A 5545-nucleotide genomic window follows, 5' to 3' on the forward strand; every position below is an offset into this window, starting at 1 on the left:
TCGTCCATCTCGGGGTCTAAATGCTTTCCCTTGTCAAACATGACCCTGCCGTTCAAGGAAACCCTTCCCTCGGCGATCGCCTCGTCGGCCTTTCTCTTCGACAGCCCCGCTGACTGGGCGAGATACCGGTTAATCCGTACTTTCGCCATCACCTTCATGCACCCTTCCGGGCTCATTCTCGTCACCTGCACTTCCCGGCGCCACGTCTTCACCGCGAGAGCCGAGAATTTCTTCCAGCTCGGATATCGACGGGAGGACCGAGAGGCTCTCGAGCCCGAAAAGCTCGAGAAACTCTTTTGTCGTCCCAAAGAGAAAGGGTCTGCCCGGCACTTCCTTTTTCCCCACCACCTTGATGAGCCGTCTCTCCATCAGGGTTTTTATGGCCCCCTGAGAATCAACCCCCCTGATATCCTCGATTTCAGCCCGCGTGATCGGCTGTTTGTAGGCAATTATCGAAACAGTTTCAAGAGAAGCCCGCGACAGCCTCGGGGGCCTTGACTCCAGGAGAGCCCTTACGTAATCCTGATTGGCCGGATTGGTCCTCAACTGGTATCCTCCCGCAACCCTCTCCAGGAGAATGCCGGACTCACCGCTGTACTTATTCTGAAGAGCCATGATGGCCTCATCGAAGGACTGTTTGTCGTAATGGGGGAGGACCTTTCTGGCCCTTTCCTCCGTCAATGGGGTAGGCGATACGAGCAACATGGACTCGATGATGGATGACAGCCGCCTGACCGGCCCGTTTTTCCCTTCCCTCTTTATCATTTCCCCCTGCTCCCCCATTGTTCCCCTTCCCCATTCAATCCAGGGCTTTTGCCACCAGCGTGATCTCCTCGAACGGACCCGCCTGATAGAGACCGATGGTTCCGATCTTTGCGAGTTCGAGCAGAGCGAGAAAAAATGACACCGCCTCGGATTTGGTCATCACCTCATCCATCACCTCACTGAAAGTAAGGACGGGCGACCGGGTGAGCCTGTCGACCAAAAACGTCATCGCATCGGAAATGCTGAGCCTGTCAATCGAAATGTCATGGGTCAAATCTCCCCCCACCCTGTCCAATACCCGTTTGAAGGCAGTGAGGAGATCGGCGAAGCTCACTTCTATCAATTCAAGCGATCCCGACGAGAGAGAATCGTGCCCCGGTGTCTCCATTCTCTTGAAAACATCCCGGTTTAAAACCGGCCCTTCTGCGAGCCGGGATGCCGCTTCCTTGTACTTTTCGTATTCCATCAACCTCCTGGAAAGCTCCCGCTTCATGTCCTCAGGATCAGGTTCGTCATCGATGCCCTCATGCCTCGGAAGGAGCGCGCGGGATTTGATGTATATGAGCGTTGAGGCCATCACGAGGAATTCGCTCGCCATTTCAACGTTGAGGGTCCGCATCAGATCGAGGTATTCAAGGTACTGTGCCGTCAGTTCGGCAATGGGGATATCACTGATGTCCAGCTGGTTTTTTCTCACCAGGTGAAGCAAAAGGTCGAGGGGCCCATCGAATTTCAACAGGGGAAGTGAGAAAAGAACATTTTCCGGTTTTTCATTCAAATCCCTATCGCCTCCCTGGTCTCCCTCATGGTCAGAACGGCTCTTTCCCCGGCCCTTTTCGACCCTCTGTCGAAAACGATATTCAACAAAGACTCGTTTTTGAGGATTTCACTCCTCTTATCCCGTATCGGCGTGATGAACCTATTCAGCCCCTCTGCCATTATCCTCTTGCATTCAACGCACCCTATCTCGGCCGTTTGACACTCTCTTCTGATTCTCTGGACCGTCTCGTCTTCCGAGAACATTTTGTGGAAAGAGAAAACATTGCAGATTTCAGGATTGCCGGGGTCACTTCTCCTTTTCCGCTGAGGGTCGGTGATCATTTCCATAACCTTCGAATTGAGTTCTTCCTCGCTATCGGAAAGGTATATGGCATTGTCGTAACTCTTGCTCATCTTCCTGTTATCGATACCGAGCAGTTTCGGCGTCTCCGTGAGGTATGGCTCCGGGAGTGGGAACACCTCCCCGTAAAAGTGGTTGAACCTCCTTGCTATCTCCCTTGTGAGCTCCACGTGGGGCACCTGGTCGATCCCCACCGGGACGAGATTTGCCTTGTACATGATTATGTCAGCCGCCTGAAGGACGGGATACCCGAGAAAGCCGTAGGTGTGCAGGTCCCTTGTTTCCTGTTCCCTCATCTGCTCCTTATACGTCGGATTTCTCTCCAGCCAGGGAAGCGGCGTTATCATGGAGAGTATCAAATTGAGTTCCGCATGCTCCTTGACCGCCGACTGGATGAAAATCGTCGACTTTTCCGGGTCGATGCCACAGGCCAGCCAGTCTGCAACCATCTCTTTGATGTTCCCCGCTATTTCCTCCGTCGAATCGTAATCGGTGGTGAGGGAATGCCAGTCCGCAACGAAGTAGAAGCAGTCCGTATCACCCCTTTCCTGGAGTTCTACCCAGTTGACGGTTGCCCCGAAATAGTTCCCCAGGTGGAGTTTCCCCGTGGGCCTCATGCCGGAAAGAACGATTTTCTTGCTCAAATAACCGTCCTCCTGAACCTAGCTCCCCAAAAACAGGGAGCTCAGGATATGAATTCCCGATCCCAGAAATCGGCTAATTATACCAAATGGGTTCAAAAAGAGTAGCCCTATTAGGATAAACATTCCATATCGTTCAATCCTGGCAAAAGATTCGGCCATGTCGTCGGGAAGCATACCGGTCACAATCCTCCCCCCGTCAAGGGGCGGTATCGGAATCAGGTTGAAAAGGGCCAGGAGAATGTTAAATTGCGTCGAAACGATGAGCATGATGACGATGGGAACGAGAAATACCTGCCAGCCGCCGGAAGGAGCGGCGTGCAGGCCTTCTCTCATGACGGTCGCAACGCTCCCGGGAGAGAGGAATTTGATGAGCCTGAAGCCAATGCCGGATAAAAGGGCAAGAGCAATGTTCGTTCCCGGGCCGGCAGCCGAAACATAGACCATACCCCGGCGAGGATCCCGCAGGTTCAGAACGTTAACGGGAACGGGCTTGGCGTATCCGAAAAGAACCGGTGACTTGGACAGTATGAGAAAGAGGGGAACGAGAATGGTACCGAAGAGGTCGATGTGTTTCAGGGGGTTGAGGTTGAGCCTGCCGTGAAGCCTGGCCGTGGGGTCGCCGAGCTTATCCGCGACGTATCCATGTGCGACCTCGTGAAAAGTGATCGCCACCAGAAGGGGTATCGCATAAATTGCCACTTTCCTGATTATCTCTTCCAATTTACCCCGTCTCCTTGGTGGGAAAATCATCCACGTACCTGCTCTTTACGTATTCGATCTCCTGTGCGTGCGTAGTCAGCTCCCCTACAAGTTTTTTCTCGTGAACATCATTGAAAATCTTCTTGAACAAAGGCCCGGGCTTGAGTCCGAGCCCGATCAGGTCGTGGCCGGAAAGGCTTATCTTTATGTTTTTCAGCCTGGTGAAATACAGAGAAATATACCTCCTTATATCTTCGCTCTTTGCCTTGGCCATTATGTAGAGGATGGTTTCAACCGGAAGGGGGGATAGAAGATCGAAGATCAATTTCTTGGATATGGTCCTCGTTGTCAGCAGGCGGTAGATTACCTTCTCAGCTTCCTCCTTGGTTATCCGGAGAATGTCGAGAACCCTTTTCCGTATCCCCTTCGACCTCGCCAGGGAGAGAGCCTCTTCCTTCAGGAGCGGATCGAACAACACCAGGAGATAGCAAATCCATATCTCGTAACGCGTTTCGAGGTATAGAAGATTGAACCAGACAGAGACCTCCCGCATTTCCCTGAAAAGAGCGATACTTTCCCTGTCGAATCTCATTTTCTTGTGTATCGCCGGCCCGATCTTGAGCTTGCCCATCTCCTCTATTATCTCGATTACCTTATCTTCCTTCAGGATGAGCTCCAGGTCGGCATACACCCTGGTCCTCGGAAGTTTCTCCAGAAGGTCGAGCTTGATGGCGTTTTTGATAAGGAGGAGCGTTTGCTTGCCTATTTTGAATGAAAATCTCTTTTCAAACCTTATTGCCCTGAGTATTCTGGTCGGGTCTTCCACGAAGCTCAAGTTGTGCAAAACCCTCACGATCCCATCCTTGAGATCACGCTGCCCGCCGAAGAAGTCTATCACCTCCCCAAAGTGAGAAGGATTGAGACTGATGGCAAGGGAGTTTATCGTAAAGTCTCTCCTGTAGAGGTCATGCTTGATCGAGCTGTATTCCACCACGGGGAGAGAAGCCGGCTCTTTGTAGTACTCCACCCTCGCTGTTGCAAAATCCATCTTGAATCCATCGGGAAAGATGATCACTGCAGTCCCGAATTTCGTGTGGCTTCTCACCCTGCACTCGATCTCCTCTGATAGCTTGTGGGAAAGCTCAACCGCGTTACCCTCTATGACGATGTCGACGTCAAAGTTTTCCTCACGCAGGAGAAGGTCCCTTACAAAACCTCCCACGACGAAAGCCTTCATCCCTGCCCTCTCGGCAGTTTGCCCAACCTTCTCCAAGAGCGAAAAGACACTTCCGGGAAGGCGCTCTCTCATGAGATTCGTGATGATTTTCTTCCTCGAATAGTACCTCTCCGTATCCTTCTCCTTCTCGAGAACACCCACTTCCCTCAGATCGTGCAGGTACCGAATGAGGTCTGTCCGGGTGATGACGCCCTCCAGGGCCCCCCTTCTCACCACGGGGAGAAGCCGCTGGTTCGTTCCGATGATGATATCCTGGACTCTGTCTATGCTTTCATCAGCCGTAATCTTTTGAAAATCTGTAAGCATGTAATTTTCAACGCTGAGCGATTCCAGGTGATGGTAAAGAGCCTTCTCGACGATCTGCCTGGTGATGATGCCCGCAATTTTTCCGCCTTTCGTTACCGGCATAGCATTGATGTTGAACCTGGTCAGTATGTTGTGGGCCTCCTCCAGAGAGGTTTTGTGCTGAACCGTCTTCACGGGGGAGACCATTATGTCTGCGGCCGTCTTCCTCGGGATAATTTTCTCGGAGAGCAGGGATATGATCTTTTCCCGCACCTGGATCGACGTGATCTCCTTTACAGTCGCCGAGGCTGCATACCAGTGCCCTCCCCCACCGAACTCCCTCATCACTGCTCCGGCATCTACATCGCTCCTCCTGCTCCTTGCGATAACAAGGACCCTGTCTCCCATCTGACAAATAGCAAACAAAACGTTGATGGTCTGGATATCCCTCATTTTGTGCACCACCACCGCCATGTCTTTCACGTAAAACTCCCTTTTCGCCTCGGCAATTACCACATCGACTCCGTGTATCGTCAAAACGGAAGAGGAGTTGATGAGATCATAGAGGAGGTACACCTGCTCGGCGGTAAGGTCCCTGCTGAGAATATCTCTTACTATAGCGAGGTTTGCCCCCTTCTCGAGCAGATAGGTGGCCGCCCTGAAATCCTCCACGGTGGTCGAGGCATAGCTCAAAAATCCCGTGTCCTCGTAGATCCCGAGCATCATGACCGTGGCCTCATCCTCTGTTATCTCCATTCCCCGCTCCCTGAGCATTTCGACCAAAATCGTCGTGGT

The 5545-nt window shown here is 52.3% G+C and carries 6 protein-coding genes; all 6 read right to left on the minus strand.

Features of this window, described 5'->3' with window-relative positions:
- On the minus strand, positions 1-149 hold a 149-nt coding region (locus GTN70_10950; protein NIO17482.1), incomplete at its 3' end, for a pseudouridine synthase.
- Positions 130-765: an SMC-Scp complex subunit ScpB gene (gene scpB / locus GTN70_10955; GenBank protein NIO17483.1), complete on the minus strand. Its 636-nt coding sequence runs from the start codon at positions 763-765 to the stop codon at positions 130-132. The genes GTN70_10950 and scpB, both read right to left, overlap by 20 nt.
- Positions 766-799: 34 nt before the next feature.
- Positions 800-1543: a segregation/condensation protein A gene (locus tag GTN70_10960; GenBank protein ID NIO17484.1), complete on the minus strand. Its 744-nt coding sequence runs from the start codon at positions 1541-1543 to the stop codon at positions 800-802.
- Positions 1540-2529 carry a tryptophan--tRNA ligase gene (trpS, locus tag GTN70_10965; GenBank protein ID NIO17485.1) on the minus strand — a complete coding sequence of 330 codons (990 nt, stop codon included), beginning with the start codon at positions 2527-2529 and terminating at the stop codon, positions 1540-1542. Before trpS ends, GTN70_10960 begins: the two co-directional genes overlap by 4 nt.
- Positions 2530-2547: 18 nt before the next feature.
- Positions 2548-3279, minus strand: coding sequence for a site-2 protease family protein (locus GTN70_10970; GenBank protein NIO17486.1), 732 nt, complete (start codon positions 3277-3279; stop codon positions 2548-2550).
- Entirely contained in the window at positions 3251-5506 is a 2256-nt protein-coding gene (locus GTN70_10975; GenBank protein ID NIO17487.1) for a CBS domain-containing protein, read from the minus strand. The genes GTN70_10970 and GTN70_10975 overlap by 29 nt, the downstream gene beginning before the upstream one ends.
- Between the last annotated feature and the right edge of the window lie 39 nt (positions 5507-5545).

The organism is Deltaproteobacteria bacterium (assembly GCA_011773515.1).
GTDB lineage: Bacteria > Desulfobacterota > Deferrimicrobia > J040 > J040 > WVXK01.